This window comes from Pseudomonas sp. MM213, assembly GCF_020423045.1.
GTDB lineage: Bacteria > Pseudomonadota > Gammaproteobacteria > Pseudomonadales > Pseudomonadaceae > Aquipseudomonas > Aquipseudomonas migulae.
In genome coordinates, this window is the sequence record NZ_CP081943.1 from 1,331,652 (window position 1) to 1,357,834 (window position 26,183).

Here is a 26,183-nt window from a genome sequence, read left to right on the forward strand (position 1 = left end):
CTGGCAGCGCAATACGGTGGAAGTCATGGCTGGAAATTAGCCGGGCATGGCAGGCAAGTCAATGGCCAAATTTTCCCGGCCTGTGTAGGCTCGCTGTTCTGCTCATCGTCCAAGGAAGGAAACCATGAAGTCCATCGCCCTGCCCCTGATTGCCCTGCTCGCCTTCGCTGGCTACACCGTTGCGGTGATGCTCCAGGCGGAACAATCGTTGATCGAATTTGGCATCAGCCTGATGTCGCGACCTGATACGGCGCAGGTGGTGATTGATCTTTATCTGCTGGCGACGCTGGCCGGGGTGTGGATGTACAGCGATGCGCGCAAGCGTGGGCAGTCGGCATTGTCCGTCATTCCCTATCTATTGCTCACCGCGATTTTTGTGTCGATTGGGCCGTTGTTGTATCTCGTGGTTCGCGGGTTGCAGGATCGGAAGAGGTCTGTGGGTGCCGCGCAAGAAGTCTGATTCTGAGAGAGTGTGTGTGGGTGTTGAGGGCGCCATCGCCAGCAAGCCGGCTCCTACAGGAGATTTGTGTTGAACAGGAAACCTGAGTTCAACCCGGACCATTGTGGGAGCGAGCCTGCTCGCGATTACGGCCTGACATTCACCACATCATTTGGCCAAACGCCTGAGCCCCAACACCATCACTCCCGCCCCTAGCATCATCGCCGTCAAAAATAATGGATACGACACCCACCACGGCGTCCCCGCCGTCATCATGCTGAACTCGGACATGCCGCCGATGCTCGCAATCAGGTTCAGCGGCAGAAACACCACGTTGATCAGCGTCAGTTTGCGCAGCAGGTTGTTCATGCTGTTGTTCATCAGGTTGCCCCGGGCGTCGATCAGCCCGGAGAACACCGTGGAATAGATTTCCGCCTGTTTGTAGCACTGGTTGTTTTCAATGATCAGGTCGTCGATCAGGCCGATGGCCTCGGCGCCGAAGTGCTCCTTTTCCGCGTGGTTGCGCAGCCGGGTCAGGACCGCGCCGTTGCTGTGAATCGCATTGATGTAATAGATCAGGCTTTCGCTGAGGTTGAACATCTGGATGAGGTGCTGGTTCTGCATCGACGCGTTGAATTTCTGCTGCAACTCCCGCGCAACCAGCTTGATCACCTTGAGGTGGCCCAGGTAGTGATGGATGTTGTTGAACAGCAGATCCAGCAACACATCCAACGGCGTGTTCAGTTTCTGCCGGGTGCCGAGCCCATGCAGCGGCGAATCGTCGGTGGCGATCACCAGCAAACGCTGGGTAGAAAACAGCAAGCCGCAGGACGACACTTCAAAAGCCAGGCTGCCGGCGCCGGAGTAGTTCTCCGGGCGCTTCCAGATCAGAAACAGGTTGTCGGGGTGAAACTCGATGCGCGATACCTCGTCCGGGTCCAGCGCCGACGCCAGGGCGTGTTCATCGAGTTTGAAATGGCTGTGCAGCAAGTCGCGCTCGGCCGCATCGGGGTTGCTGAACAGCATCACTTCGGCGTCCAGCCGTTCGACCGCATGCAGCACGCCGTGGGTCAGTTGAAAGCTCTTGATCATCGGCCGATCACCAGGCCTGGCCGCGGCGTTTGAGTTCCAGTCGGCGGACGAATTCTTCCAGCACCAACGAGTACAAATCGTCCTGCAGATACGCGTCTTCGATGCCGGCGTCCATGTTCGGGTTGTCGTTGACCTCGATGACCACCACCTTGTCGCCGGACTGCTTGAGGTCGACGCCGTAGAGGCCGTCGCCGATGAGGTTCGCGGTTTTCACCGCCAGTTCCACCACCGCACGCGGTGCTTCGTGAATTGCCAGCGTACGGCATTCGCCGTTGATGTCCTGCCCCTTGGCCTTGTGGTTGTAGATCTGCCAATGGCCCTTGGACATGAAGTACTGGCAGGCAAAGATCGGTTTGCGGTTGAGCACGCCGATGCGCCAGTCGTACTCGGTGTAGAAGAACTCCTGAGCCAGCAACAGCACCGAGTGTTCGAACAGTTCGGCGGTCGCTTCGAGCAAGGCTTGCTGGCTTTCGACCTTGATCACGCCACGGGAGAAACAACCGTCGGGAATCTTCAACACCAGCGGAAAACCCAGGCGCTCGCCGACCCGTTCGAAATCTTCCGGTCGTTCCTTGTAGAGGATTTCGGTGGCGGGCATACCCAATTGATGGCTATTGAGCAGGTCGGTCAGGTAGACCTTGTTGGTGCAACGCAGGATCGATGCCGGGTCATCCATCACCACCAACCCTTCGCTCTCGGCTTTTTTCGCGAAACGGTAGGTGTGGTTGTCGACGCTTGTGGTCTCGCGGATCAACAGCCCGTCGTATTCGGCGATGCGTGCGTAGTCCTTGCGCTCGACCAGCTCCACATCAATGCCCAAGGTCTTGCCCACGCGTACGAAATTTTCCAGCGCCTTGGGGTTGGACGGCGGCAACGCTTCCTGCGGATCGTGCAGGATCGCCAGGTCATAACGGGCCAGGCGCCGCGACCGTGGCACGCGCCAGATCTTGCGGCTGAACGTGTCGAGTGAGTGGGCGAACTGATCTTCCTGATCTTCGCGCAACTTGTGCAAGGCGCCAGACTTTATCCCTTCGATGTGCCAGCCGTTAGTTCGACGAAATTCAACTAACAATATCGGACACGGAAACACTTCAAACAACTGCCGCGCCAAATCCTGCAACGGCTCTATATGTGTCTTGCCAAAATACAGGGTCAGGGTAAAACCTTCGGTATCACTGTAAAGGTGATGACTGAGGGCTTTTTCCAGGGTTTTATCCAGGTCATCCAGCGCCAGGCCGTACAGGGCTTTGCGCGTCAGTTCGCTGATGGTGCGCACCGATGGAATAACCTTGTGCCCCCGCGCCTCGGCCAGCAGCGAGCAGTAATAACCGTGCCCCAGGTACTTGTAGCTGCGGCACAGGTTGATCACCTGGACCCGTTTGCCCTGCTCGTTGTCGCGGGTCTGCTCGAGGTATTCCTGAGCCGTGACGATGTCTTCGCTGGGAAAGTAGGACGCCCAGTCTTCCTTGCGTTCGACGATGATAATCAACTGACTTGAAGTTCTAACCGTGTCATTTAAATAAGTTGCTGCCGGCAAACTTTGCTCGGATACTTCGCGCCAATGACCTTGTACCGCTGACATAGTGATTGATCCGTTGGAGAACAAGACCTTTCCTATTAAGCACGAACTTTTTCGAAAGTCCCGTTTCGTTACGCAACTTTTACGGCGGTCATATGAATCCTGTCTTTCGCTTGGCGGTAGTTGAAGACTTACCCGCGTTGCTGGCACTTGAACAGCAATGTTTCACCACGGACCGGCTCACCAGCCGCAGCTTTCAATGGATGATCACCCGCGCTCACGGACGACTGCTGGTGGCCCAGCGTGGCGAGCAATTGCTGGGTTACGCGGTGGTGTTGTTTCACCGGGGCACATCGCTGGCGCGGCTCTACTCGATTGCCATCGCCGAACAGGCTCGCGGCAGTGGGCTCGGCAAGCAATTGCTGGAACGCATCGAGGCCTGCGCCCTGGAACACGACTGCGCGTACCTGCGGCTGGAAGTGCGCATCGACAACCCCGCCGCCATCGCCCTGTATGAGCGCAACGGTTACCGGCGCTTCGCGCTGATCCATGATTATTACCAGGACCATGCCGAGGCGCTGCGCCTGGAAAAACGCATCCTTCAGCACCGTGACTCGCGCAATATCAACGTGCCCTGGTACGCCCAGACCACCGATTTCACCTGCGGCCCCGCGTGCCTGTTGATGGCCATGGGCGCACTGCAAACCGGTCGAGTGCTGGAGCGCCGCGAAGAACTGCAGATCTGGCGCGAGGCGACGACCGTGTTCATGACCTCTGGCCACGGTGGGTGCAGCCCTCAAGGCCTGGCATTGGCGGCGGCGCGGCGCGGGTTTCGTGTGCGCCTGCAAGTGAGCATGGCCGGGCCGTTGTTTCTCGATGGCGTGCGCGATGAGCATAAAAAAGACGTCATGCGCCTGGTGCACGAGGAGTTCATGGCTCAGTTGGGAACAACCGACGTCGAACAGGTGCTCGGTGGTCCGCTGGACCTGCCACGGTTACTGAACGACGGCGGCCAGCCGCTGGTGCTGATCAGCAGCTACCGGCTGACCCGCTCCAAGTCGCCGCACTGGGTGATCGTCACTGATTGCGATGAGGAATTTGTGTACCTGCACGACCCGGATGTCGACCATAGCCAGCATCGTCAGCCCATGGACTGCCAGCATTTGCCGGTCAGCCATGGGGAGTTCGAGAAGATGTGCAGTTTCGGGCGCGGTAAGTTGCGGGCGGCGGTGATTCTTTATCGCCGCTCCCTGTAGCAGTTGACGGAACCTGTGGGAGCGAGCCTGCTCGCGATGGGGCCTTACCAATCAACATAGATGTTGGCCATAAGTCCGCTATCGCGAGCAGGCTCGCTCCCACAAGTTTCGCCAGCGGCTACAGGAATTGTGTTTATTTCAGGCCAACTTTGTACAACACGCCATCATCTTCATCGGTGAGCACATACAAATACCCGTCCGGCCCCTGCCGCACGTCGCGGATGCGTTTGTTCAGCTCGCCCATCAAACGCTCTTCGTGAACCACCCGGTCGCCGTCCAACTGCAGGCGTATCAACTCCTGACTGACCAGCGCACCGATGAACACGTTGTGCTGCCACGCCTTGAAGCGGTCAGCGTAGTAAAACGCCATGCCGCTCAGGCCGGGAGATTTTTCCCAGACGTGGCGCGGCGCAACAGTGCCCACAGCGGTCTTGCCCGTGGCTTCCGGGATCGGTTGACCGGAGTAGTTGATGCCATGGGTCGCCAGAGGCCAGCCGTAATTCTTGCCACGTTCGATGATGTTGATCTCGTCACCGCCACGCGGGCCGTGTTCGTTTTCCCAGAGCACGCCGGTCCAGGGATTGAGCGCCGCGCCTTGTGGATTGCGCTGGCCATACGACCAGATTTCCGGACGCACGCCCGCCTGGCCGACAAAGGGGTTGTCGTCGGGCACCGTGCCGTCCGGGTAGATCCGCACGACCTTGCCTTGCAGCTTGTCCAGATCTTGCGCGGTTGGCCGGTCATTGTTCTCGCCGAGGGTGATGAACAGGTAGCCGTCACGGTCGAACACCAGTCGCGAACCAAAGTGATTGCCGACCGAGAGTTTGGGCTCCTGACGGAAGATCACTTTGAAATTCCTGATCGCCGTCAGGTCTTGCGACAGTTGCCCGCGACCGACCGCCGTACCGGCCTTGTTCCCCTCGCCGCCACCTTCGGCGTAGGACAGATAGACCGTGCGGTCCTGTTTGAAATCGGGCGACAGCACCACGTCGAGCAGGCCACCCTGCCCTTTGGCCCAGACCTTCGGTACGCCACTGAGCGGTGCCGAAAGTTTGCCGTCGACGCTGACCACGCGCAGGTTGCCGGGCCGTTCGGTCACCAGCATCCCTTGCCTATCCGGCAGAAACGCCAAGGCCCACGGGTGATCCAGCCCCTTGGCGATGGCCGTGACCTCAAGGGTGCCCTGTTCACTTTTCAGCGTTTGCACGGACGCCGCGAAAACCGGCGCGGCGGTGCTGATCAGGGCGCTGGCGCAAACGGTAGCCAGGAGGGTTTTACGCAACATGCACGATTCCTTTTGTCGTCTGAATGGCTGGCAAGACGTGCGTCCTGCTGCTCAACGGTTGCTGGTGCCTGTGTCCCGAGGGGGTGGATTAGGGATGAATTTCGGTGGGCTGACAGGCGCCGACCGATCCTGGGGATAGCGGTTGCCAATGCCGCCGTTGTCCAGCGTCGGTGGCCGCGGAACGGGAACCGTGTTCGGCCCGCGGATGGCCGGCGCACTGGGTTGTGTGCCTTGCATGCTATTGGGGTTGGCCCGGCGAATCGGGCTGTTGTAAGGATTGCTGGTGGCGCCCGTCGGGCTCTGGGCGAACAGCATCGGGAATGCGGGTAACCGGGTGTCGGCCTGGGCCAGATGGCTCAGCACGCCCGTCAATGCCATCGTGATGATGCCAAACGCTAATCGGTTCATGACCAGCCCCTCCAGGAGATACAGCCTTCGATAGCACGCTACGCCGAGGGTTCGGATTTGTTAACCAAAACCATGTAACACGAAGTTGATCCCCTGCCAGGGCTGGCTGGTACGCCGCTGAAAACGTTGCGCCGGGCCATGGGCAGCCGCGACGCGTCAATCAGATCCAGACAAAAATCGCCAGCAACCCGGCAAAAATCGCCCACTTCTCCAGGTAATAGAGTGTGCGGTTGCGCTTCTTCAACGCTTTGCCGCGCAGGCGAATCTTGTAGATCCTGGTGAACAGTCGATTGATGCCACCCGTCTTGTCGCCCGCTTCGTTCGGTGCGCCCGCCGCCGACATCACGTTACGGCTGAACCAGCCATTGAACGCCGCCGCCCAGCGATACTTCATGGGGCGCTCGATGTCGCAGAACAAAATGATGCGGTTCTGCTGCGTAGTGTTTTCGGCGTAATGAATGAAGGTCTCGTCGAACATCACCGCTTCACCATCACGCCAGTGATAATTCTCGCCATCGACGTTGATGTAGCAACCGGCGTCGTTCGGCGTCTCCAGGCCCAGGTGATAACGGTAGGAACCGGCATACGGGTCGCGGTGACGCACCAGTTTCGAACCGGGCGGCAGTTCGGCGAACATCGCCGCCTTGATCGAACCGATGCTCTGCACCAGTTCGGTGGTGCGCGGGCAAAGCTTCATTGCCGAAGGATGGCTGTCGCCGTACCACTTCAAGTAGAAGCGCTTCCAGCCGGTTTTGAAGAACGAGTTGAAGCCGACGTCGTCGTACTGGTTCGAGCGCTTGATCTCACCCGCCTTGAGCAGGTTCTGACCTTCGGCTCGGATTTCTTCCCAATGGGTCTGCAACGGGCTCAGGTCCGGGAAGTCGGCCGGATCGAGATACGGTTTGTTGGGAATTTTCGAGAACAGGTACAGGAAGCAATTGATCGGCGCGAGAAACGTCGAGTGATCGCTCAGTTGGCGGCCCAGCTTGTGGCGCACCCGACCGCGCAGGTGGACGTACGCAATCGATACAACATAAATAGCGGCAATGATGAGTTTCACGGAAATCGTCACACGTCAGAAGTGAACAAACTGCGTCCCCTGACAGGCCCGACGGCCCAAGGGTCTTGTGCAGCGTCTGAATACGAAACAGCGTCCCTGAGGCGCGTCCTTGAGCATGCCGGCGGCCGGCATCCGGTTGAAAGATGGCATTTTAGCCACGAGTTGTAACAAATAGTTAGCGTTCAACTGTGAAAATCTGTCCACTTGTACCGCCAAAGCACCCGTGCGGCCTCAACGCCCTATCGTTTAAAGAGCCAGACCAGTACAATCGCCGCCAAACATTACGCGCCCCCCTTGGTTGATGACGGGAATGAACCCCGTCTCAGCGCACTTCGACTCGGGCCAAGCGCTCCAACTGCTGCTGTCCACTTATTGCCAGATGGACCTTCCGCTTCTGATCGGGATGTATTTCCCGTGGTTTGAATACCGGAAACGGGTACTGAATCGGTACTGCCGCAACCCTAGCTACTCTGAATGCTTCGCAGGAAAAACCTTTGATCTCTACAGCTAACATCACGATGCAGTTCGGCGCCAAGCCGCTATTCGAAAACGTTTCGGTCAAATTCGGCGCGGGCAACCGCTACGGCTTGATCGGCGCCAACGGCTGCGGCAAGTCGACTTTCATGAAAATCCTCGGTGGCGACCTCGAGCCTTCCGGCGGTCAGGTCATGCTCGAGCCGAACGTGCGTCTGGGTAAATTGCGCCAGGACCAGTTCGCCTACGAAGAATTCACCGTGATCGACACCGTGATCATGGGTCACGAAGAACTGTGGAAGGTTAAAGCCGAGCGCGACCGCATCTACTCGCTGCCGGAAATGACCGAAGAAGACGGCATGGCCGTGGCCGAGCTGGAAACCGAGTTCGCCGAAATGGACGGCTACACCGCCGAGTCCCGTGCCGGCGAACTGTTGCTGGGCCTGGGTATCGGCATCGAGCAGCACTTTGGCCCGATGAGCGAGGTTTCTCCAGGCTGGAAACTCCGTGTATTGCTGGCGCAGGCGCTGTTCTCCGATCCTGAAGTGCTGTTGCTCGACGAACCGACCAACCACCTGGACATCAACACCATCCGCTGGCTGGAAAACGTGCTGACCCAGCGCTCCAGCCTGATGATCATCATCTCTCACGACCGTCACTTCCTGAACAGCGTGTGCACCCACATGGCTGACCTGGATTACGGCGAGCTGCGCCTGTTCCCGGGCAACTACGACGAGTACATGACCGTGGCGACCCAGTCCCGCGAGCAACTGCTGTCGGACAACGCCAAGAAGAAGGCTCAGATTTCCGAGCTGCAATCGTTCGTCAGCCGCTTCTCGGCCAACGCCTCGAAAGCCAAGCAGGCCACTTCCCGCGCCAAGGCGATCGACAAGATCCAGCTGGCCGAGGTCAAGCCTTCGAGCCGTGTGAGCCCGTTCATCCGCTTCGAACAAACCAAGAAGCTGCACCGTCAAGCGGTCATCGTCGAGGGCATGGCCAAAGGCTTCGACGGCAAGACACTGTTCAAGGACTTCAGCTTCCAGGTTGAAGCTGGCGAGCGCGTTGCGATCATCGGCCCGAACGGTATCGGTAAAACCACCCTGCTGCGCACCCTGGTCAACGAACTGACCCCGGATGCCGGCACCGTGAAGTGGACCGACGCCGCGGAACTGGGCTACTACGCCCAGGACCACGCGCACGACTTCGAAGACGACTGCAACCTGTTCGACTGGATGGGCCAGTGGACCCAGGGCGGCGAGCAACTGGTTCGCGGCACCCTCGGCCGCATGCTGTTCTCCAACGACGAGATTCTGAAGTCGGTCAAGGTCATCTCCGGTGGTGAGCAAGGTCGCATGCTGTTCGGCAAGCTGATCCTGCAAAAACCGAACGTGCTGATCATGGACGAACCGACCAACCACTTGGACATGGAATCCATCGAGGCGCTGAACCTGGCGCTGGAGAACTATCCGGGCACGCTGATCTTCGTCAGCCACGACCGTGAGTTCGTATCGTCGCTGGCCACCCGCATCATCGAGTTGAGCCCTAGCGGCGTGATCGACTTCAGCGGTACTTATGATGATTACCTGCGTAGCCAGGGTGTTGTGTTCTAAGCGTTCGCTATAAATGAAGAGCCCTGTCCATGTGACGGGGCTTTTTGCATTTCAGGGGCAGTGATTCGCTGGTGCTCAGGACCTCTTCGCGGGCAAGCCTCGCTCCTACAGTGTTTTTTGTCGATCCCGAAATTCGCGTACGACTCGATACTGTAGGAGCGAGGCTTGCCCGCGAAGAGGCCCTCGGGCTCAACGAATATAGTTAGCCTGCTTTCTTTTATTCCACACCCGCGCCATGATGGACCTCTCCCACCGCCGCCCGCGAACGAGCCCTCATGTCTGCGCAGCAACTGCCACCGCAAAGCTCCATGGCGATCACCCTGCAGATCGTCTCCATCGTTTTCTATACCTTTATTGCCTTCCTCTGCATCGGCCTGCCGATTGCGGTGTTGCCAGGTTATGTCCACGAACAACTCGGGTTCAGCGCCGTCGTCGCAGGGCTGACCATCGGTTCGCAATACCTCGCCACCCTGCTCAGCCGCCCGATGGCCGGGCGCATGTCGGACAGCATCGGCACGAAACGATCGATTGTTTACGGGTTGGCGGGGATTGTCTTGAGCGGCGCGCTGACGTTGCTGTCGACGCTGCTGCAAAGCTTTCCGTTGACGAGCCTGTTGATCCTGATCGCCGGCCGTTTGTTGCTGGGCATCGCGCAGGGCTTGATCGGCGTCGGCACCATCAGTTGGTGCATGGGCCAGGTCGGCGCGGAACACACCGCGCGCTCGATCTCGTGGAATGGCATCGCGTCCTACGGCGCCATCGCGATCGGTGCGCCATTGGGCGTCGTGATGGTGGCCGCGTATGGTTTTGCCAGCCTGGGCATCGCGCTGTCATTGTTGGCTGCGTTGGCGCTGCTGCTGATCCGTAATAAACCTTCGGTGCCAGTGGTTCGCGGTGAGCGCCTGCCGTTCTGGGCGGTGTTCGGGCGCATTGCGCCGTTCGGCGCGAGTTTGAGCCTGGCGTCGATCGGCTACGGCACGTTGACCACCTTTATTACCCTGTATTACGTCAACCGCGGCTGGACCGGCGCCGCGTACTGCCTGACGGTGTTCGGTGTCTGCTTCATTCTGGCGCGACTGCTGTTCATTTCCAGCATCAGTCGTTTTGGTGGATTCACCTCGGCGATTGTCTGCATGAGCATTGAAACAGTGGGCCTGGTGCTGCTGTGGCTCGCGCCGTCGACCGGTTTCGCCCTGATTGGCGCGGGTCTGGCCGGGTTTGGCTTGTCGCTGGTGTACCCGGCGCTGGGGGTAGAAGCCATTAAACAGGTGCCCAACTCCAGTCGCGGCGCGGGTTTGAGTGCTTACGCAGTGTTTTTCGATCTGGCGCTGGCGATTGCCGGACCGCTGATGGGCGCGGTGGCGTTGAATATGGGGTACTCGTGGATTTTCTTCAGTGCGGCAATGTTGTCGATCACCGGCCTGGCCCTGACCCTGCTACTGAAACGCCGCGCTACAGCCTGATTAACACAAACCTTGCCGGTGATGGCGATTTCATGGGCGCCATCGCCAGCAAGCCGGCTCCTACGGATTCGGGGGATGGTGGGGTTTGTGGGTGCGCCGCAGGACCTGTAGGAGCCCGGCTTGCTGGCGATGGCGATTTTAAGGGCGCCATCGCCAGCAAGCCGGCTCCTACGGATTCGGGGATGTTGGGGTTTGTGGGTGCGCCGCAGGACCTGTAGGAGCCCGGCTTGCTGGCGATGGCGATTTCATGGGCGCCATCGCCGGCAAGCCGGCTCCTACGGATTTGGGGATGACTGGGTTTGTGGGTGCGCCGCAAGACCTGTAGGAGCCCGGCTTGCCGGCGATGGCGATTTTAAGGACGCCATCGCCGGCAAGCCGGCTCCTACGGATTTGGGGATGACTGGGTTTGTGGGTGCACCGCAAGACTTGTAGGAGCCCGGCTTGCTGGCGATGGCGATTTCATGGGCGCCATCGCCGGCAAGCCTGCTCCTACAGAATTGGGGGATGCTGGGTTTGTGGGTGCACCGCAAGCCGGCTCCTACAGTGGTGTGTGGGTCCTATTGATCGGCGGTTTGCATGCCGGCGCGGGTCGGCTTGCCCAGTGCGTGGGAGAAGAAGCGCCCCGCTTCGGAGATCATGTTGCGGTGGATGTCCTCGCGGTCGACGCCGTCGGCATCGGTGCACAGCGCCGGCATCGCCTTGATCTGTTCTTCGTTGCACGGTGCCATGAACACGAAGTGCCCTGCCCCGGCCAGTAGCTTGAAGTCCGGTGCGGTCGGCAGTTTGCGCGCCAGCGCGGCGGCGTTTTTGTCGAAGGCCACCAGTTTGTCGCCGTCACCGCTATATAACAGCACCGGCACATGCACGTCGGCCAGGGTATGGCGACCGAATTTCAGGCTCAACGGCGCCATCAGCAGCAGCGCGTGCACCCGTGGATCCGCCACCGGTTGCAGGTCATCACGGTCGACAATCAGTTCGCCCTGGGTGTTGCAGGCATCGTGGTCGTCCGGACGTTCCTGGCAATAGCGACGCAGACGATCCAGATCCGGCGTCGCCCCCGACAGAATCAACGCCGTCTCCCCGCCGGCCGAATAACCGATAACCCCCACCTGATCGGCATTGACGAACGGCGCGAGCATGCGGTCGCCCAGGGTCGCGGTAATGGCCTCGGAAATCTGGATCGGCCGCCCATACAAGTTGCTCAAGGTACCGAGGCGGCTGTGGTCTTTGGAGTTGTCGCCGGGATGGATCACCGCCACCACCACAAAACCCTTACGCGCCAGCGATGTGGCGAGGTCGTGCAGGGCCAGCGGGGTTCCGGTGTTGCCGTGGGACAGCATCAGCATCGGGAAGCGGCCAATGGCGACGCGGGTGTCTTCGCCCGCTTCGACCGTGTAGCCCTCGAGTTTACTGGAGTGTTCGCGGTCGCTGGAGGGGTAGAACGCGATGGCGCGCATCGGTTGCAGGTCCAGTGGGTCGAGAAAACTCATCTCATGGAAACCGACGCTCCAGTGAGGATGTGGCGCAGGCGCGGCGTGCACTGAATTCAGGCTGCTGAGCAGGCAAATCAGTAACGTTGCCCAAAGACGCACCATGGGATGCCCCACCTTTGTTACTTGACCGGGAAGCCCGTTCTCCATCGATTACCGAGGAAGCGGCCTTGTACCAGCAATTGCGGCCACCAAGGTCGTTACAGAACGGGGACGTTAAACCCTCGACTGCATAACCTGGGCCACAACATGAAAGATTACGCAATGATCAGAAACAAAAAACTCCGTATCTGACCTTGCGGGATCAGAATACAGAGTTTTTTGGGGTGTTGCCCGAGCTGATTTACAACTTTACGCAAGCCTTACGCGGCGGCGAACAGTTGCTCGCTGATCTGAGTGCGAGCAGCGCTCATGGCTTTGGTGCGGACTTCATCGCCGTACGCCAGGCCTTCGGCACGGACGAATTCAATGTCGGTGATGCCGAGGAAGCCGAACAGCAACTTCAAATACTCTTCGTGTGCAACGCCACTCGCCTGACCAGCATGCAAACCGCCGGCAGTCGACACGATCACGACTTTCTTGCCACCGCACAGGCCTTCAGGGCCGGCTTCGGTGTAGCGGAAAGTCTGGCCGGCAACGGCGATGCGGTCGATCCAGGCCTTGAGTTGGGTCGGGATGGTGAAGTTGTACATCGGTGCTGCGATGACGACGGCATCGGCGGCGAGGAATTCGGCCAGTGTCGAGGCGCTCAGTTCGGCTTCGTGCTGCTGGGCGGCGTTGCGCAGTTCAGCGGAGGTGCCGGCGGCGACCAGGGTCGTGGCGGAAAAATGGCTGATGGCATCGCTGGCCAGGTCGCGGTAGGTCACGACGGCGGTCGGCTCGGCAGCTTGCCAGGCGCTGACGACTTCGCGGCTCAGCTGACGGGAAGCCGAGTTGTCACCAAGAATGCTCGAATCGATATGCAGCAGTTTCATATGGGATCTCCAGGTGAGGACCGCCACGAGGCGATCTGATGGAGACAATCCTACAGACGAAACCAATAGCTGATTAGACCGCAACAATGCGATAGTTCGTCTCACTGATAGAACAATCGAGTTAACACCATGCAAGACCTCAATGACCTCTATTACTTCGCCAAAGTGGTCGAAGCCGGCGGGTTCGCGGCAGCCGGGCGTTTGCTGGGGATTCCCAAATCACGGTTGTCGCGCCGCATCGCCGAACTGGAAGAACGCCTGGGCGCGCGCCTGCTGCAACGCACCACCCGGCAGCTCAAGCTAACCGCTGTGGGCGAGCGCTATTTACGCCACTGTCAGGCCATGCTGCTGGAAGCCGAGATGGCCGATGAGGCCGTGGCCAGCATGTCCAGCGAACCTCGCGGACGCTTGCGGGTGTCCGCCCCCGTCGGGCTGGCTCACGAAATGTTGCCAACGGTGATCAGTAAATTCCTCGAGAAATACCCTCATGTCCAGCTGGAGGTCATGCTGGTAAATCGCCGGGTCGATCTGGTGACCGAGGGCGTCGACGTCGCGTTGCGGGTTCGCGAACCGGGTGATGAAGACCCGCTGCTGGTGACCCGGCGCCTGCGTCAGGCGCAGATGCTGATGGTGGCCAGTCCGGGTTTTCTTCATGGACGAGCAATCAATCATCCCGAAGACCTCAAGGGCTTGCCGGTGCTCGGCGCTCTGGAAGCGGACCGCATGGTGCACATCCGCATGCTCGACCAACAGGGTAAAAGTCATGAACTCGCCCTCGAAGCGCGACTGGGCATCGATGACTTTATCGTGCGCAGGGCCTGCACCCTCGCCGGCCAGGGTTTTACCATGCTGCCGATGATGTATTGCGAGCAGGAACTGGAAAGCGGCGCGCTGGTGCAGTTACTGCCCGACTGGTCTTTGCCTGGCGGCTGGCTGCAAGCGGTCTACCCTCATCGGCGCGGGGTGATGCCGGCCGTTCGCGCCTGGCTCGACCATTTGATCGAATCATTCAATGCCTGTGGGGACCGACTGATATGAAGGCTGGGCGTATGAGCGAAGAGGATGTCGCGCAATTCTGTCTCGCGCTGCCGGGGGCGCGGGAAGATTACAAGTGGGGTGGCGTGCGGGTGTTTTCGATTGCCGGAAACAAGATGTTCGCCCTGCAGAACCTGCGGGGCGACTCTTTGGCGTTCAAGGTCGACAAGGACTTGTTTCTGGGGCATTGCGACCGCCCGGGCATTCATCCGGCGCCGTATCTGGCCCGGGCCCAGTGGATCATCATGCAAACGCCCTACCCGCTGGGCAGCGAAGAACTGCAAGGGCTGCTGCAACGTTCCCATCAACTGGTGGTGAGCAAACTGCCCAAACGCACGCAGGTCGGGCTGCTGCTTTAAAGCAGCGCCAGATTGGCGCCCAGGAACAGTTGATCGATCCAGAACACCTGATGCAGCAGCACGATCACCCAGAACAGCAACTGAAACGACACTTTGCGGGTCTTGTGCCGAAACACCTGCTGGGCCAGCAACGCGCCCGGCCAGCCGCCGGCGAGTTCCACCGCATGCAACACGTTTTCCGGCGTGCGCCAGCTATCAGTCCGGGCCTTGCGCTTGTCGCTCCAATAAAGGAAGAACGCCAGCACGCTGACGATGCCATAGGCCGCCAGGGGAATCAGCGAAACCCCTCGCAGCCAGAACGACATCGAGCCGAACAACGGCAGCGCACACACCATCGCGAACACCAGCAGTTTCAGCCGTGGGTTCTGGATTCCGCCCCCGGACTGGCGCCCGGGATTGTTGCGTGCGCGGGTGTCATTCATGGCTTGACCGAGGTCCAGTCAACCCAGCCAAACTGCCAGGTAGCGAGAATGAGCAGGCCAAATGCAATGCGGTACCAGGCGAACACCGCGTAGCTGTGGCTGGCGATGAATATGAGCAAGCCCCGGACGGCAATCATTGCGAAAATGAACGCGGTGACAAAACCGATGGCGAACACCGGAAAATCGGCCGGGACGAACAGGTCGCGGTATTTGTAGCCCGAGTACACCGCCGCACCGACCATGGTCGGCATCGCCAGGAAAAACGAAAACTCGGTGGCCGTCTTGCGCGACAGCCCGAACAGCAAACCACCAATGATTGTCGCACCTGAACGCGAAGTGCCGGGGATCATCGCCAGGCACTGGGCGAAGCCGACTTTCAAGGCATCTTTCCAGGTGATCTCGTCGACGGTTTCAGCATGCACTTCATGCTGACGCTGCTCCGCCCACAACATCACGATGCCGCCCACGACCAATGCGGTGGCGACGGTGATCGGGTTGAACAGGTAATGGTGGATCAGGTCGGCGAAAATCACCCCCAGGACCACGGCCGGCATGAAGGCAATCAGCAGGTTGGCAGTAAAGCGTCGAGCGCCGGGTTGCGTCGGCAAACCGATGACGACATCGAAAATCTTGCGGCGAAATTCCCACACCACCGCGAGGATCGCCCCAAGCTGAATAATGATGTTGAACGCCATCGCCCGCTCGCCACCGAAATTGAGCAAGTCGGCCACGATGATCTGGTGTCCGGTACTGGAAATGGGCAAAAACTCCGTCAGCCCTTCTACAACGCCGAGTATCAATGCCTGAAAGGCGGTCCAAAGATCCATCAATCCCCCAAGAAGCGATGCGCCACCGCATGCCCCGTTAATATTTTTCAAAACATTGACTGCGATCAGCGCAGTTGCAGCCAGACGCGCACAGAATCCAGACGAAACCGTAAAAATTCCGTGAAAAATCAACTTGGATTCAGGTTTTTCCGTGCGGGGCCGAAATCCTATCAGACAAGGCTGAATAACGCTGCCACGTTATTGGACTTGGGTCGGATATGCCCGATCGGCAAAATGTGGTTGGATGCTGGCGGTCGTTTATTACAAGAAAAAGAAACAGGAGTGACAGCGTTATGAACAGCTTGCGCAATATGTCGATCAGCCGGCGTTTGTGGTTGATTTTGATCGTGGCCGTCATGATGCTTTTGACGTTGGGCGTGTTGATGCTCAAGCAGATTCACGAGGACCTGTATCACGCCAAGGCGCAGAAAACCCAGCACGTCGTGCAGACGGCCAGCGGCATTCTGACCTATTACCACGGGCTCGAAACCGCCGGCACGCTGACCCGCGAAGCTGCGCAGAAACAGGCGCTGACCGCCGTTCGCGGCCTGCGCTATGACCAGAACGACTACTTCTGGATCAACGACCTGACGCCGGTGATGATCATGCACCCGGCCAACCCGAAGCTCGATGGCCAGAACCTCTCGGCGATCCGCGACCCGGACGGCTTTGCGGTGTTCAATGAAATGGTCGCCCTCGCCAAGGCCAAGGGCGCCGGCCCGATCGACTATCGCTGGCCGAAACCGGGCGCCAGCGAGCCGGTCGCAAAAACCTCCTACGTCAAACTCTTCGAACCGTGGGGCTGGGTGATCGGCTCGGGCGTGTATATAGATGACATGCAAGCCGAGTTCATGGGCCAGGTCTGGAAAGCGACAGTAGTCGGGCTGGTGATCGCCGCCATCATGGCGCTGCTGGTGATCCTGATTGCCCGCAGCATCGTCCGTCCGCTGCAGGACACCGTGAACGCCATGGCCAACATTGCCAGCGGCGAGAGCGATCTGACTCGCAGCCTCGACACCCACGGTCAGGACGAAGTCACGCAGCTGGCACACCACTTCAATGCGTTCACCGCCAAGCTACGACTGGTGATCAGCGAATTGCAGGTGTCCGCCAGCGCCCTGGGCCAGTCGTCCAGCGAACTGGGCAACGACGCCGTCCAGGCCCAGCAACGCAGCCAGCAGCAATCGCAACAGATGGAACTGGTGGCCACGGCCATCAATGAAGTGACCTATGGCGTGCAGGACGTGGCGAAGAACGCCGAGCACGCCGCCAGCGAGATGCGCGATGCCGAGTCTCAGGCGCAGCAGGGCCAGGTCAACATCGACAGCAGCCTGCAACAAATCGACAAGCTGTCTTCAACGATTGATCAGGCCGTGGAAGTCATCCGCACCCTCGCCGCCGAAAGCACTCAGATCGGCAGCGTGCTGGAAGTGATCCGTTCCATCGCCGAGCAAACCAACCTGCTGGCCCTCAACGCGGCCATCGAAGCCGCCCGTGCCGGTGAGCAGGGGCGCGGGTTTGCCGTCGTGGCCGATGAGGTGCGCCTGCTGGCCCAGCGCACGCAGAAGTCCACCGCCGAGATCCAGGCAATGATTGAACGCCTGCAAAGCCATTCCGAAGCGGCGGTAAAGGTCATCGGCGACAGCAGCCGCGCCTCGCAACTGACCATCGAGCAGGCCGGCCTCGCCGGTGCAAGCCTGAATGCCATTGGCCAGGCACTGCGCAATCTCAACGGGTTGAACGCTTCCATTGCCAGCGCCACCCTGCAACAGGCCCATGTGGTCGAAGACATCAACCAGAACGTGACCCAGGCAGCCGGTTTGTCCCACAGCACGGCGCTGGCGGCGGAACAGTCGAGCGTGGCCAGCGTCCACCTCAAGGAACTGAGTGAGCAGTTGAACGGGTTGCTCAAACAATTCCGCGTGTAGGCGCCTGGCTTGCCGGTGATGGCACCCGCGACATCGCCATCGCCGGCAAGCCGGACTCCTACAGGTTTGGGGTGAACCCACAATCCCCAACACCCCCGCGATCCGTAGGAGCCAGCTTGCTGGCGATAGCGCCAGTGAAATCGCCATCGCCGGCAAGCCGGACTCCTACAGGTTTGGGGTGAGCCCACTATCCCAACACCCTCGCGATCCGTAGGAGCCGGCTTGCTGGCGATAGCGCCAGTGAAATCGCCATCGCCGGCAAGCCGGCTCCTACAGGTTTCGGGTGAACCCACAAATCCCAACACCCCCGCGATCCGTAGGAGCCGGCTTGCTGGCGATAGCGCCAGTGAAATCGCCATCGCCGGCAAGCCGGACTCCTACAGGTCAACGAGTGCTTTCTCCCTCGCCAGCACAGCCTCATCCGCTGCAATCCGGGTACAATTCGCTCCCCTCTTCGTCTGCTCCAAGGAACCTCCATGTCCGGGCTTGAACTGTTTGCCGCCGCCCTCGGTGTCATTGCCGTCTGGTTGACGGTCAAACAGAACCCCTGGTGCTGGCCGATCGGTCTGGTCATGGTGTCGCTGTACAGTTGGGTCTTTTTTGAAGTGAAGCTGTATTCGGACATGCTGTTGCAGGTGATCTACGCCGCGTTGCAGCTCTATGGCTGGTGGCAGTGGACCCGCGCGGGGGTTGCGCGGCAAGGGCGGCAGGTTAGCCAACTCAAGGGCAAATCGATCGCGACAGGCCTGGCCATCGGTGCCCTCGGCAGTCTGTTGCTCGGCGCGGCCATGGCGCACTGGACCGATGCCGCGCAGCCCTGGCTCGATGCGGCACTGACGGGGTTCAGCCTGGTGGCGCAGGTCTGGATGGCGCAAAAGCGCGTTCAATGCTGGCCTCTGTGGATCACCCTGGATGTGGTTTTCGTCGGGCTCTTCGTCTACAAGGGCATGTACTTGACCGCCGGGCTCTATGCGTTGTTTGCCGTGATCGCCGTTCAAGGCTGGCGGGAATGGCGCACCGACCCGGCATTGCGCACATGAAAGTCCTGGTACTCACCGGCCCCGAATCCAGCGGCAAGAGTTGGCTCGCGGCCGAGTTGCAAGCGCATTTCGGCGGAGTGCTGGTCGACGAATATGTCCGCTGGTTTATCGAACAAAATCCGCGTGATACCTGCCTGGCCGACATTCCGGAGATCGCCCGCGGGCAATTGCAATGGGAAGACGAGGCCCGGGCCCGGCAGCCATCGTTGCTGATTCTCGATACCCACCTGCTGAGTAACATCCTCTGGAGCCAGACCCTGTTTGGCGATTGCCCCGCGTGGATCGAGCAGGCGCTGCTGGCTCGCCAGTACGACTTGCACCTGTTGCTGTCTCCCGATCAGGTCGACTGGAAGGATGATGGCCAACGCTGCCAACCCGATTTGAGCGAGCGCCGGGCATTTTTCGACGCAACCCTGACATGGCTTGAAACCCATCAACAGCCTTTTCAAATTCTGCAGGGAAACTGGGCGGAACGTCGTTTTCAGGCACTGCAAGCCGTCACCCTGCTGCTGAACCCCTGACCCGTTTTTAGGGGTTTTCACCCAGTAATTCCCCTGTTTTGGGGGCAAAAGTGTCCATACCTGTTACACCCACCCCACCCCAAACAGGCCGTTTCAGCGGTCTGCACCCTCTTCGCCCGTCAGCTGTTAAGCCCCCAATACACCTCGGCGCAAAGCATTGATCTAGAGCACTGCAACCGCTTTTGTTGGACAAAAGCGCCCGCGCCCGTCTCAGACGTGAAACAGCACCGACATCGGCCTCCCGGACAAAATTTTTAACCCGTTGAATTAAAACAAAATTCAAAAAACGGCACAGCATTCGCTCTCTCCTTCACATCGCTGACTAGGGCCAGCCCACAAAAAGAAGGAATTGCCACTGTGGGGACTTTCAATACTTTCAATAAAGGCTTTACCTGCCTCCTCCTGATCGGATGCGCATTGGGCTCAAGTGTCCAGGCTGACGACGGCATCATCATTATCAAGCGTGATGTCCAGACACGAAACGCCGTGCAAGCGCCGGTGGCTCCCGACCCTAACCCCACGACCGCCAATGCCAACCCGAGCCAACAAATCCTCAGGCAAACGAACGAGTTGAACGACGGCGACTTTGCCAACGTTGCCAGTGGTGCCGGGATCACCCGCCTCGTCACGTTAGGCAACACAAACCTGGGCGGCAACATCACCACCCAGAATCAGCTTTCCAACCTTCCCGCCGGACGTTCGGGAGGTTCGGGCAACGGTATTTCCAACCTGGTCAATTCAAGCGTCCAGCGAGGCCTGAGCGGTCTGAACGTCATTACGGGAGGCCGTTGAGATGAATCGTAAGCTGCTGATTATCGCTATGTTTTGCAGCGCATCGAGCTTTGCTCAACCCCCCGTCATCAATAATGCCGACATCAGTAATTCGGGCGCGCAGTACCAAGGTAACTTCGCGGTCAACCAGGCTGCCGGCGATCAGCAGCAACAGGCTAATGCCCGGGCCATCGCCATGGGCCATGGCGCCAGCGCGACCACGCAGATTCGCCAACGATTGCATACCGAAGTCGACCCCAGGATGGATGCTCGAGCCAGCATTCAGGGCGACTCCTTCAGCCGCGGCTACGGCGTACTGGGTGTCAACCAGAGCGCCGGTGCCAGCACTCAGCAAGCCAATGCCCTGCGGATAAGCATCAGCAATCAACCGCAAAGTATCGACGACAGCGTCCTCATGCAACAGAACGTGGCGCTGATCAAAAACTCCGATCCGACTGACTCTGCACCAGGCTATCGCCAGGTCTCTACCAGTGACCAGGCATTCACCGGTAGCCGCGGGGTGATTCAGTTGAATCAGAGCGCCGGGGTGGGAAACCGAATGGCCAACACCCTGAACGTACGGGTCGCGGATTGACCCAAACAGTTAGGAACAACACTTAACCTAAAATAAGTACGGAGAATCACCATGAAACCTTCGACGGCACTCAAGCCTCTGGTTTTCGCAATTGCTGCGGTCATGGCTGTTGCTGTACAAGCTGGGCAAAACGATCGGCGTCACGATGACCACCACAATGGCCATCATAACAACGGTCACCACACTCCTCCTCCAATGAAGATCCCTGTTTACGCGACTGCCAATGCCTACGACAAACAAAGCAGCACCAACAATCGCATCCGTAACGAAGGGACTATTAACAAGGCAGAGATGACCGACTCTGCCACAGGCGCCGACGGCAACGTCGGTATCAACGTGGCGGCAGGCGACGGCAACCAACAGGACAACGCTGCCGCCATCGCGAACGCTGGCGCCACTTCCGCTCTGGATAACTCCTTCGTGTTCGGGGTTGCCACTGCCACTGCCAGCGTCAAGCAGTACAGCAACCACAACAAGGTCGACAACTACAACACCACAGCCTCTGCCGTGATGAGCGGATCGGGCAATGGTGGCAACGGCAATATGGGGATCAACATTGCCGGTGGCGACCTGAACCAACAGAAAAACACCATGGCGATTGCCAACTCCAATTCGCCGCTGGGTAACGCAACAGCCACCGCCTCCGCCGATCAGAATGGTCCTGGTCTGGTAGTGAATAACAACGCCGATCGGAACTTCGCCCTGACGACGGTGACGCTAACCACAACCAAAAGCGGTAATTCCTCTTTCAGCCATAACTCCGAGTTGAACATTGATAAGAGCGCGTCCAGCAACTGGACCAAGAAAGGTGCTAGCAGTTTTGACGTCAGCGGCACCAAGCACTTTGATGCAAACGGATCAAAAAGCACCGACAAGAGCTCCACCAGCCATGCTGCTGTTGACGCTGTTTTGACCGCAGATGCGAATGTCACCAAAACCGTTACTCATAATAACGGCTATGGCGATCGCACTCGCAGCAAGTCTGTCGACCTATCGGTTGACGCATCGCTTAAAGCATCTATCGATACAGAGCACTCAAAATCGACCGACTCTTCGTTCGAGAAGAAGTTCGATTCTTCGTTCTCAAAATCGTTTGACTCTTCGTTCGAGAAATCAGGCGAGAAATCGTCCGCTTCTACCAAACACGAAGAGAAGGGCTACAGCGAAAGCAATGCATGGGAATTGAGCAACACAGTTTCCTATCAAATCCTGACCCCAAATGGCTGGGCTAACCCTGTCACCAACACTGCAACCCTGAGCGGTTCGGTGAATGGCGGCAGTGGCAACCTCGGCGTCAACGTGGCTGCCGGTGTGGGTAACCAACAAAGCAACTCGTTGGCCATTTCCAACCAATCGTTCTGATGGCTGTCTCTGGAGGCCCCCTCACGGGGGCCTTTTTCAACACAACCAGAGGGCGTCCCACCATGCGCATTATCGCCTTGGTACTTTTGCTTTGTGTGTCCAGTGTGATCGAGGCTGCACAAATGCCGCTTTCCGTCCTGCCGGGCGGCGCGGTGGTGTACAAGCCGATCCAGAGCATACGCGAGCGTAAATTTGCCGACCTGGTGCAACAGAAAACCGACTTCAGTTGCGGCGCAGCTGCGCTGGCGACGATATTGCGCCAGGCCTATTGGCTGGACGTGAACGAAGAACAGATCATCGAAGGCATGCTGGCACATGCCGATCAAGACCTTGTCCGCGTTCAGGGCTTCTCCATGCTCGACATGAAGCGTTACGTGGAAAGTATCGGCATGCGGGCCCGTGGCTACCGGGTGGCGCCGGAAACGCTGAACGACATCAGAATTCCGGTCGTGGTCCTCATGGATATCCGTGGCTACAAACATTTTGTGGTCCTGCAAAAAGTCCAAAAGGGCTGGGTATACATCGGAGATCCGGTACTCGGTCATAAACGCTACCAAGTCGACGACTTTGTCAAAGGCTGGAACGGCATCATCTTTGCCGTCATTGGCCAGGGCTACGACAAAACCAACGCGCTGCTCGACCCTCCCGTGCCACTGACCGCCAGGAACCGCCTCGACACCTTCAGCCCGGTGCAAGACGCAGAGTTGTTGGACTTCGGATTTATCCGAAGCGACTTCTTCTAATAACAAGGGAGCATGACGCTCCGGGAGCATCTAATGAAGACTCCAATCTGGCTGGCCGTGGCTTGCCTGGCCGCCAGCCTGCCAACCCAGGCACAGACGTTCAAACCCATTGAACTGAGCGATCAGGAACTGGCGAACCTGCGAGGCCGCTATGTCATGCCGGGACGCGTCATCAGTTTCGGGATTGTCATGACCAGCACCTGGCAAAATGCCAACGGTCAGGTGATCGGGGCAACCTCCTCGATGCAAATTCAACAAACGACCATCAAGCCACAGTTCTATGTGTCGATGATCGACGTGAATGGCGATGGCTCGGCGGTTTCTCAGGGCACAGGAATCGTCAGCGGCGGTAACGGTTTGAACACTACCCAGGGCGTCACTCAGGTTGTGCGCGCTGCCGGCGACAACAACAGCGCTTACAACAACGTTGATCTCAACGTCAGCAGAGGTAGCCAGGCACCACAGATGGACAACCAGGGGCAAGCGTTGGCCTCGGGCTCAACCCTGAACCACACCAACGGTGCCGGCGTGATGAGTATTTCCGCTACCGGTACGGGCGTGCAGCTCAACATCATCGCCAACAACAACCAGGGCAGCACCGTGCAGCGCCTTGCCCAAGGCGGGCTGATGCAAAACGCGACGCTGCTTGGCGGTGGTAACCAGGTCAGAAACATGATGTCGATCAACGTTGTGCTGCGCGACAACCTGTCATCAACCGGTTCACTGAACGGCAACCTGGACCAACTCAAAGGAATTCGCACTCTAGGATTCTGATCTACGCTCAGTCTCATCAGATGCAGTCAGAAGGGACGGCTAACCCATGCACCGATCCATAACGCTCAGAGCTATCGTTTGTTTGAGTAGCCTGGCCCCGGCCACATTGCTGTACGCAGCACCGGACCCCCAGGTCGAAGCATTAAAACAAGAACTCATGGAGTTGAAACAGCGTTACGAAGCACAACAGAACGCTCTGATGGTACTCGAACAGCGCGTTCGCCAAGTAGAAGAAGCACCTGCGACACCGGCCCCCAAACGCCTGACCAAATCCCCTGCCGAGCCGGCCAGGGGTGGCCAGACGGTGGCTGCCGGTGCGCCGGGCACCACAGGCAGTTCATACGGCCAATCGCTCAAAGAAGATGCCGAGCCGGCGCAAAGCGTTTCCAACCTGTATGACGAAGCCAGCGGGTTCTTCGGCGGCGGCAAGTTCAGTGTCGAAACCGGCCTCACCTACACGCACTTCGATACACGCGCGCTGACGCTCAATGGTTTTCTGGCACTGGACTCGATTTTCCTCGGCAACATCAACCTCGACCGCATCAAGGCCGACAACTGGACACTGGACCTGACTGCCCGCTACAACGTGGCGCAGCGCTGGCAGTTCGACATTAACGTCCCCGTGGTTTATCGCGAGTCGACGTATTCCTCCGGTGGCGCCGGTGGCGCCGGCCCCGTGACGTCGGACGCAACCGTCACCCGCGACCCGACCATCGGCGATGTGAACGTTGGCGTTGCTTACAAGTTTCTGGATGAGTCGGTCAGTCTGCCAGACGCGGTCTTTACACTGCGTGTCAAGGCACCGACCGGCAAGGACCCTTACGGCATCAAACTGGTCGAAGACCCGAACAACGACAACCTCGCGGTCCCCGAGGACTTGCCTACCGGTAACGGCGTCTGGTCGATCACCCCGGGTATCTCGCTGGTCAAGACCTTCGACCCGGCCGTGCTGTTCGGCACCCTGGCCTACACCTACAACATGGAGGACTCTTTCAGCGACATCAGCCCTCAGGTCGGCTCCAAGGTGAAAGGAGACGTGAAACTGGGCGATTCCTGGCAAGTCGGCGCCGGCATTGCATTCGCCTTGAACGAGAAGATGAGTATGTCGTTCTCGTTCACCGACCAGTTCGCCCGCAAAAGCAAAATCAAGCCCGACGGTGGCGATTGGCAATCAATTTCCAACAGCGATTACAACGCGGCCAACTTCAACATCGGCATGACCATGGCAGCCACCGACAACCTGACGATCGTCCCCAACCTGGCCATTGGCCTGACCGACGACGCGCCAGACTTTTCCTTCAGCCTGAAATTCCCGTACTACTTCTAACCGCTACACCTGAATGAAAAAGGCCCGCTGCGAGGTTCATCGCAGCGGGCCTTTTCGTTTCGCCCCGCCCTAACGGATCTGGTGCTTGTGCAGCAGTCGGTAGAAGGTTGGCCGCGACACGCCCAGCACTCGGGCGGCGACACTCAGGTTGTCGCTGTGGCGGTTCAATACATCGCACAACGCCTGGCGTTCGGCGCGGGTCTTGTAGTCTTCGAGGGTGCCCATCGGCGCAGCGATTGTGTGTTGACTGATCAGCCCGAGGTCACGCGCCTCGATCTGCCGGCCCTCCGCCAGAACCAGCCCGCGACGTACACGGTTGGCCAGCTCGCGCACGTTGCCCGGCCAGTCGTGCTTGCCCATGGCGATCAGTGCGTCCTCGCTGAAACTGCGCGGACGGCGGCCGGTTTCATGGCTGTAGAAATGGGAGAAATGGTTGGCCAGCATCGACAGGTCGCCATGCCGCTCACGCAGCGGGGCGGTGACCACTTGCAGCACGTTGAGGCGGTAATACAAATCCTCGCGGAAGCGTTTCTTCTCGATGGCCGCTTCAAGGTCGACGTGGGTCGCCGCCAACACCCGCACATCGACCGGAATCGGCTGGCTGCCGCCCACGCGTTCGATGTGTTTTTCCTGGAGAAAACGCAACAGGTTGGCTTGTAGCTCCAGCGGCAGGTCACCGATCTCGTCGAGAAACAGAGTGCCGCCATTGGCCGCTTCGATCCGCCCGACCTTGCGCTGATGGGCGCCGGTAAAGGCTCCTTTCTCGTGGCCAAACAACTCGGACTGGATCAGGTGTTCGGGAATTGCGCCGCAATTGATCGCGACAAAGGGTTTGCTGTGGCGCTGGGATTGCCGATGGAGGGTGCGGGCGACCAGTTCTTTACCGGTCCCGCTCTCGCCGCGAATCAACACCGGAGATTCGGTTGGCGCCAGCTTGCTCAGCAGTTTGCGCAGTTCGCGAATCGGCTTGCTGTCACCAAGCAGCTCGTGTTCGGGCTGATCGATGTGAACCGTGCCTTGACCACGCAAACGCGCCATACCGAACGCCCGACCCAGTGTCACCTGAACCCGGGAGACATCGAACGGCAAGGTGTGGAAATCGAAAAACCATTCGCAGACGAAGTCCCCGACGTTTTGCAGCCGCAGGACTTCCTGATTGAGCACGGCGATCCATTCGGTGCCGCTGCGGCTGATCAGTTCCTTGACCGCCTCGGGGTGCTCCAGATGAAAAGGCTGGAGCCGCAACAGGCCGACGTCGCAGGTTCGGTCAGCGGCATTTTCCAGCGTACAGCTATCAACATCCCAACCTACAGAACGCAGACCTGGCAGCAGGCGATGACAGTCGTCGCAAGGGTCCACTACTAACAGACGTCGTAACGCAGGCGCTTCGATCATGACTGTTCCTTGAC

At 59.1% G+C, this 26,183-nt stretch carries 25 protein-coding genes; 15 read left to right on the forward strand and 10 right to left on the reverse strand.

Annotated elements, in window-relative coordinates; translation table 11 throughout:
- The first annotated feature begins 124 nt into the window (after window positions 1-124).
- A complete protein-coding gene (locus tag K5R88_RS05920; protein WP_223480045.1) occupies window positions 125-460 on the forward strand; it encodes a DUF2834 domain-containing protein in 336 nt (111 codons plus the stop codon).
- A gap of 147 nt (window positions 461-607) precedes the next feature.
- Here the strand turns inward: K5R88_RS05920 and K5R88_RS05925 are convergent, their stop codons facing one another.
- Both K5R88_RS05925 and K5R88_RS05930 read right to left on the reverse strand, forming a co-directional pair.
- Window positions 608-1,531, reverse strand: coding sequence for a magnesium transporter CorA family protein (locus K5R88_RS05925; RefSeq protein WP_008044231.1), 924 nt, complete (start codon window positions 1,529-1,531; stop codon window positions 608-610).
- Between the two features lie 7 nt (window positions 1,532-1,538).
- Window positions 1,539-3,113 carry a RimK family protein gene (locus K5R88_RS05930; RefSeq protein ID WP_226299427.1) on the reverse strand — a complete coding sequence of 525 codons (1,575 nt, stop codon included), beginning with the start codon at window positions 3,111-3,113 and terminating at the stop codon, window positions 1,539-1,541.
- Between the two features lie 92 nt (window positions 3,114-3,205).
- Between K5R88_RS05930 and rimI the strand changes: the two genes are divergently transcribed.
- Entirely contained in the window at window positions 3,206-4,306 is a 1,101-nt protein-coding gene (rimI, locus tag K5R88_RS05935) for a ribosomal protein S18-alanine N-acetyltransferase (protein WP_226299428.1), read from the forward strand.
- Between the two features lie 133 nt (window positions 4,307-4,439).
- On the opposite strand, the gene K5R88_RS05940 is transcribed toward rimI, so the two are convergent.
- From K5R88_RS05940 to lpxO, 3 genes are all read right to left on the reverse strand, one after another.
- Complete coding sequence (locus K5R88_RS05940; protein ID WP_226299429.1) at window positions 4,440-5,591, reverse strand: PQQ-dependent sugar dehydrogenase; 1,152 nt, start codon at window positions 5,589-5,591, stop codon at window positions 4,440-4,442.
- Between the two features lie 51 nt (window positions 5,592-5,642).
- Complete coding sequence (locus tag K5R88_RS05945; RefSeq protein WP_226299430.1) at window positions 5,643-5,999, reverse strand: hypothetical protein; 357 nt, start codon at window positions 5,997-5,999, stop codon at window positions 5,643-5,645.
- A 160-nt stretch (window positions 6,000-6,159) separates the two neighbouring features.
- Window positions 6,160-7,059, reverse strand: a complete 900-nt coding sequence (lpxO, locus tag K5R88_RS05950) for a lipid A hydroxylase LpxO (protein WP_223451613.1) — start codon at window positions 7,057-7,059, stop codon at window positions 6,160-6,162.
- A 494-nt stretch (window positions 7,060-7,553) separates the two neighbouring features.
- Between lpxO and K5R88_RS05955 the strand changes: the two genes are divergently transcribed.
- Window positions 7,554-9,143 carry an ABC-F family ATPase gene (locus K5R88_RS05955; RefSeq protein WP_008026595.1) on the forward strand — a complete coding sequence of 530 codons (1,590 nt, stop codon included), beginning with the start codon at window positions 7,554-7,556 and terminating at the stop codon, window positions 9,141-9,143.
- A 275-nt stretch (window positions 9,144-9,418) separates the two neighbouring features.
- On the forward strand, window positions 9,419-10,606 hold the full coding sequence (locus K5R88_RS05960) for an MFS transporter (protein WP_192227112.1): 1,188 nt from the start codon (window positions 9,419-9,421) through the stop codon (window positions 10,604-10,606).
- Between the two features lie 557 nt (window positions 10,607-11,163).
- Here K5R88_RS05960 and K5R88_RS05965 read toward each other — a convergent pair.
- Entirely contained in the window at window positions 11,164-12,201 is a 1,038-nt protein-coding gene (locus K5R88_RS05965) for an alpha/beta hydrolase family protein (RefSeq protein ID WP_008043773.1), read from the reverse strand.
- A gap of 257 nt (window positions 12,202-12,458) precedes the next feature.
- Window positions 12,459-13,070, reverse strand: coding sequence for an FMN-dependent NADH-azoreductase (locus K5R88_RS05970; RefSeq protein ID WP_008043774.1), 612 nt, complete (start codon window positions 13,068-13,070; stop codon window positions 12,459-12,461).
- Window positions 13,071-13,199: 129 nt separating this feature from the next.
- Here K5R88_RS05970 and K5R88_RS05975 point away from each other — a divergent pair, with 129 nt between their 5' ends.
- Window positions 13,200-14,108 carry a LysR substrate-binding domain-containing protein gene (locus K5R88_RS05975; protein WP_008029879.1) on the forward strand — a complete coding sequence of 303 codons (909 nt, stop codon included), beginning with the start codon at window positions 13,200-13,202 and terminating at the stop codon, window positions 14,106-14,108.
- A complete protein-coding gene (locus tag K5R88_RS05980) occupies window positions 14,105-14,464 on the forward strand; it encodes an MmcQ/YjbR family DNA-binding protein (RefSeq protein WP_008043775.1) in 360 nt (119 codons plus the stop codon). Before K5R88_RS05975 ends, K5R88_RS05980 begins: the two co-directional genes overlap by 4 nt.
- Here K5R88_RS05980 and K5R88_RS05985 read toward each other — a convergent pair.
- Together K5R88_RS05985 and K5R88_RS05990 are read right to left on the reverse strand one after the other, a co-directional pair.
- Window positions 14,461-14,886 (reverse strand): DUF1294 domain-containing protein, encoded by a 426-nt coding sequence (locus tag K5R88_RS05985; protein ID WP_192227108.1) that lies wholly within the window; start codon window positions 14,884-14,886, stop codon window positions 14,461-14,463. The genes K5R88_RS05980 and K5R88_RS05985 overlap by 4 nt on opposite strands.
- Window positions 14,883-15,713 carry an undecaprenyl-diphosphate phosphatase gene (locus tag K5R88_RS05990; protein WP_223451628.1) on the reverse strand — a complete coding sequence of 277 codons (831 nt, stop codon included), beginning with the start codon at window positions 15,711-15,713 and terminating at the stop codon, window positions 14,883-14,885. The genes K5R88_RS05985 and K5R88_RS05990 overlap by 4 nt, the downstream gene beginning before the upstream one ends.
- Before the next feature lie 293 nt (window positions 15,714-16,006).
- Between K5R88_RS05990 and K5R88_RS05995 the strand changes: the two genes are divergently transcribed.
- The 9 genes from K5R88_RS05995 (at window position 16,007) to K5R88_RS06035 (ending at window position 24,774) form a co-directional block, all read left to right on the forward strand.
- Window positions 16,007-17,641: a methyl-accepting chemotaxis protein gene (locus tag K5R88_RS05995; RefSeq protein WP_226299431.1), complete on the forward strand. Its 1,635-nt coding sequence runs from the start codon at window positions 16,007-16,009 to the stop codon at window positions 17,639-17,641.
- Window positions 17,642-18,117: 476 nt separating this feature from the next.
- Window positions 18,118-18,681: a nicotinamide riboside transporter PnuC gene (gene pnuC / locus K5R88_RS06000; protein ID WP_223414246.1), complete on the forward strand. Its 564-nt coding sequence runs from the start codon at window positions 18,118-18,120 to the stop codon at window positions 18,679-18,681.
- Window positions 18,678-19,202: an AAA family ATPase gene (locus K5R88_RS06005; RefSeq protein ID WP_008029890.1), complete on the forward strand. Its 525-nt coding sequence runs from the start codon at window positions 18,678-18,680 to the stop codon at window positions 19,200-19,202. Before pnuC ends, K5R88_RS06005 begins: the two co-directional genes overlap by 4 nt.
- A 357-nt stretch (window positions 19,203-19,559) precedes the next feature.
- Window positions 19,560-19,994 carry a hypothetical protein gene (locus K5R88_RS06010; protein WP_192416286.1) on the forward strand — a complete coding sequence of 145 codons (435 nt, stop codon included), beginning with the start codon at window positions 19,560-19,562 and terminating at the stop codon, window positions 19,992-19,994.
- 1 nt (window position 19,995) lies between these two features.
- Window positions 19,996-20,568 carry an adhesin gene (locus K5R88_RS06015; protein WP_192227105.1) on the forward strand — a complete coding sequence of 191 codons (573 nt, stop codon included), beginning with the start codon at window positions 19,996-19,998 and terminating at the stop codon, window positions 20,566-20,568.
- A gap of 51 nt (window positions 20,569-20,619) precedes the next feature.
- A complete protein-coding gene (locus K5R88_RS06020; RefSeq protein WP_226299432.1) occupies window positions 20,620-21,930 on the forward strand; it encodes a heme utilization protein in 1,311 nt (436 codons plus the stop codon).
- A gap of 62 nt (window positions 21,931-21,992) precedes the next feature.
- Window positions 21,993-22,673, forward strand: coding sequence for a C39 family peptidase (locus tag K5R88_RS06025; RefSeq protein WP_223451632.1), 681 nt, complete (start codon window positions 21,993-21,995; stop codon window positions 22,671-22,673).
- Between the two features lie 33 nt (window positions 22,674-22,706).
- The gene (locus K5R88_RS06030; protein WP_226299433.1) at window positions 22,707-23,447 is read left to right on the forward strand and encodes a hypothetical protein; all 741 of its coding nucleotides are present in this window, start codon (window positions 22,707-22,709) and stop codon (window positions 23,445-23,447) included.
- Window positions 23,448-23,493: 46 nt separating this feature from the next.
- Complete coding sequence (locus K5R88_RS06035) at window positions 23,494-24,774, forward strand: hypothetical protein (RefSeq protein ID WP_223451636.1); 1,281 nt, start codon at window positions 23,494-23,496, stop codon at window positions 24,772-24,774.
- Window positions 24,775-24,843: 69 nt separating this feature from the next.
- On the opposite strand, the gene K5R88_RS06040 is transcribed toward K5R88_RS06035, so the two are convergent.
- Window positions 24,844-26,169, reverse strand: a complete 1,326-nt coding sequence (locus K5R88_RS06040; RefSeq protein WP_223451638.1) for a sigma-54 dependent transcriptional regulator — start codon at window positions 26,167-26,169, stop codon at window positions 24,844-24,846.
- Between the last annotated feature and the right edge of the window lie 14 nt (window positions 26,170-26,183).

Coding starts and splice junctions, on each gene's coding strand:
- K5R88_RS05980 (WP_008043775.1), top strand. CDS start 14,105: ATGAAGGCTGGGCGTATGAGCGAAGAGGATGTCGCGCAATTCTGTCTC.
- K5R88_RS05975 (WP_008029879.1), top strand. CDS start 13,200: ATGCAAGACCTCAATGACCTCTATTACTTCGCCAAAGTGGTCGAAGCC.
- K5R88_RS05925 (WP_008044231.1), bottom strand. CDS start 1,531: ATGATCAAGAGCTTTCAACTGACCCACGGCGTGCTGCATGCGGTCGAA.
- K5R88_RS05985 (WP_192227108.1), bottom strand. CDS start 14,886: ATGAATGACACCCGCGCACGCAACAATCCCGGGCGCCAGTCCGGGGGC.
- K5R88_RS05940 (WP_226299429.1), bottom strand. CDS start 5,591: ATGTTGCGTAAAACCCTCCTGGCTACCGTTTGCGCCAGCGCCCTGATC.
- K5R88_RS05920 (WP_223480045.1), top strand. CDS start 125: ATGAAGTCCATCGCCCTGCCCCTGATTGCCCTGCTCGCCTTCGCTGGC.
- K5R88_RS06020 (WP_226299432.1), top strand. CDS start 20,620: ATGAAACCTTCGACGGCACTCAAGCCTCTGGTTTTCGCAATTGCTGCG.
- K5R88_RS05965 (WP_008043773.1), bottom strand. CDS start 12,201: ATGGTGCGTCTTTGGGCAACGTTACTGATTTGCCTGCTCAGCAGCCTG.
- K5R88_RS05930 (WP_226299427.1), bottom strand. CDS start 3,113: ATGTCAGCGGTACAAGGTCATTGGCGCGAAGTATCCGAGCAAAGTTTG.
- K5R88_RS05995 (WP_226299431.1), top strand. CDS start 16,007: ATGAACAGCTTGCGCAATATGTCGATCAGCCGGCGTTTGTGGTTGATT.
- K5R88_RS05960 (WP_192227112.1), top strand. CDS start 9,419: ATGTCTGCGCAGCAACTGCCACCGCAAAGCTCCATGGCGATCACCCTG.
- K5R88_RS05990 (WP_223451628.1), bottom strand. CDS start 15,713: ATGGATCTTTGGACCGCCTTTCAGGCATTGATACTCGGCGTTGTAGAA.
- pnuC (WP_223414246.1), top strand. CDS start 18,118: ATGTCCGGGCTTGAACTGTTTGCCGCCGCCCTCGGTGTCATTGCCGTC.
- K5R88_RS06030 (WP_226299433.1), top strand. CDS start 22,707: ATGAAGACTCCAATCTGGCTGGCCGTGGCTTGCCTGGCCGCCAGCCTG.
- K5R88_RS06015 (WP_192227105.1), top strand. CDS start 19,996: ATGAATCGTAAGCTGCTGATTATCGCTATGTTTTGCAGCGCATCGAGC.
- K5R88_RS06005 (WP_008029890.1), top strand. CDS start 18,678: ATGAAAGTCCTGGTACTCACCGGCCCCGAATCCAGCGGCAAGAGTTGG.
- K5R88_RS05945 (WP_226299430.1), bottom strand. CDS start 5,999: ATGAACCGATTAGCGTTTGGCATCATCACGATGGCATTGACGGGCGTG.
- K5R88_RS06035 (WP_223451636.1), top strand. CDS start 23,494: ATGCACCGATCCATAACGCTCAGAGCTATCGTTTGTTTGAGTAGCCTG.
- K5R88_RS05970 (WP_008043774.1), bottom strand. CDS start 13,070: ATGAAACTGCTGCATATCGATTCGAGCATTCTTGGTGACAACTCGGCT.
- rimI (WP_226299428.1), top strand. CDS start 3,206: ATGAATCCTGTCTTTCGCTTGGCGGTAGTTGAAGACTTACCCGCGTTG.
- K5R88_RS06040 (WP_223451638.1), bottom strand. CDS start 26,169: ATGATCGAAGCGCCTGCGTTACGACGTCTGTTAGTAGTGGACCCTTGC.
- K5R88_RS06025 (WP_223451632.1), top strand. CDS start 21,993: ATGCGCATTATCGCCTTGGTACTTTTGCTTTGTGTGTCCAGTGTGATC.